The sequence below is a fragment of the Actinoallomurus acaciae genome, assembly GCF_042429965.1.
GTDB lineage: Bacteria > Actinomycetota > Actinomycetes > Streptosporangiales > Streptosporangiaceae > Actinoallomurus > Actinoallomurus acaciae.
This window is the reverse complement of the sequence record NZ_JBHLZP010000937.1, coordinates 1-1768: the sequence shown is the minus strand read 5'-3', so window position 1 is coordinate 1768 and position 1768 is coordinate 1. Positions and strand designations below refer to the sequence as shown.

General features: G+C 75.1%; 3 protein-coding genes. 2 read left to right on the top strand and 1 reads right to left on the bottom strand.

Annotated elements, in window-relative coordinates:
* Positions 1 to 526, top strand: a 526-nt coding sequence (locus ACFFNX_RS49130; protein WP_378213354.1) for a helix-turn-helix domain-containing protein, incomplete at its 5' end; no start/stop codon positions are given.
* Between the two features lie 70 nt (positions 527 to 596).
* Entirely contained in the window at positions 597 to 1109 is a 513-nt protein-coding gene (locus ACFFNX_RS49125) for a helix-turn-helix transcriptional regulator (RefSeq protein WP_378213353.1), read from the top strand.
* 112 nt (positions 1110 to 1221) lie between these two features.
* Here the strand turns inward: ACFFNX_RS49125 and ACFFNX_RS49120 are convergent.
* Positions 1222 to 1768: tyrosine-type recombinase/integrase (locus ACFFNX_RS49120; protein WP_378213352.1), on the bottom strand; the 547-nt coding region annotated here is incomplete at its 5' end.

Below are 1768 nucleotides of genomic sequence, written 5' to 3'. Positions count from 1 at the left end.
CGGCGTCGTGCTGCCGGAACGCCACTGCCGGCTGCGCGACCCGACGCTGGCCGCCGCCCTGGCGAGTCGCTGCGACACCGCGCACCGGCGCGGCGACCGGCTCGGCGTCCGGCAGAGCCTGCTCTGCCTGGAACAGCTGCTGTGCCTGTTGTGGGACGACGCGACCCGGCCCGCTCCCGAGCCCGTCGACGCCGCCCTGGAGGAGATCACCCTGGAGATCCGGCAGGATCCGAGCCATCGCTGGACCGTGGCCGAGCTGGCCGCGCGCACCGCGCTGTCCCGCGCCCAGTTCACCCGCCGGTTCGTCGCCCACACCGGCATGCCCCCGGCCCGCTACCTCGTCCGCGCGCGCATCGACCGGGCACGCCAGCTGCTGACCGAGACGCGCATGTCCGTGAGCCGGGTCGCGGCGACGCTCGGCTACACCGACCTGGCCTACTTCAGCCGGCAGTACAAGCAGTACACCGGCCACTCGCCCGGCCGCCGTGCCCCCTCGACGACGGAGCGGGCACGCCTCCAGCCGTAGTGTTCTTCCGGACGGTGTTCTGGCTGTTCGGCCAGGTAAAAATGTCAGTGGTCGAACGTATGATCGAGCCATGGCCGAGAACGTGATGTTCGATGTCCGCACCCGTCCGAGCCTGACCGCCGCCGAGATCGCCGCCCTGGGCCTGTCGCTCGCCCACCTCGGGGCCGGTCCCCAGTCCGCCACCGCCCGCCGCGCCCTGCGGCACCTGTTCGACGACATGGAGGCGCCGAGCGATGTCATCGCGACCACGCTGACCACGCTGACCAGCCCCCTCGACCCGGCTACCGCCCGCCGGGCCCGCACCGCCGCCGGCGCGATCACCGCGCGGCTGGTCGTCCGCCTCCACTACGCCGACGCGCGGGGAGACGTGACGATCCGCGAGGTGGAGCCGGTGACCTGCCTGGTCCACCGCGAGCACTGGTACCTCGTGGCCTGGTGCCGCCTGCGCCAGGGCGTCCGGGCGTTCCGCTTCGACCGCGTGCTGGCCGTGGAGGCGACGGAGATCCCGGCCCGTCCCCACCGCGCCGAGCGCTTCCTGCCGTTCCAGCCGAGGTCCAGGCCGACCGCCCTGTCCCACCGCTGACCAGGCGCCGGACGCCGCGCCGCTCCCGATGGCACCGGGGGACGGCGCGCCGTCCGTGGGTGTGGCGGGAAGGCGATGCGCGGTGGCCTTCGAGCCCGCGCCGCTCGGGGGGCTACAGGCCGAGGAGGGCGGCGATCGCGCCGGGGACGTTCGCGCAGGCGTGCGGGGTGGCCGGGCCGGAGCACGTGGGTGCGTTCGGGTGGGTGTGGCCGAGCAGGCACTGCACCTCGCGGAGCGGAACGCCGGCCTCGATGGCCAGGTTCGCGCAGGCGTCGCGCAGGGTCCGTGGGGTGAGTTCGAGGCCCGCCGTGTGCCCGGTGAGCCCGACGGTCCGGAACACCTGCGAGTCGGCGACGCGCCGCCCGTCACGCGTCATCACGATCGGGCCCTCGGCGCGTCCGCCGGTCGCGCGGTCGACGGCCCGTACGACCCCGGTGGGCAGGACCAGCCGCCGTATCCCGTCCCGGCGTGTCACGGCCAGCGTCCGGCGAGGCGGCCTCGAGGAGGCCGTGGCGTGATCGGCCAGGTCCTCGACACGGGCGGCGGTGACGTCACGGACTCCGCAGCCGACCTGGAGGATCAGGCGGATGACGGCCGCGGCGCGCGGGCCGGTCACGTCGGCGGCCCGGACGACCGCGCGCGCCTCGTCGGCGGTCAGG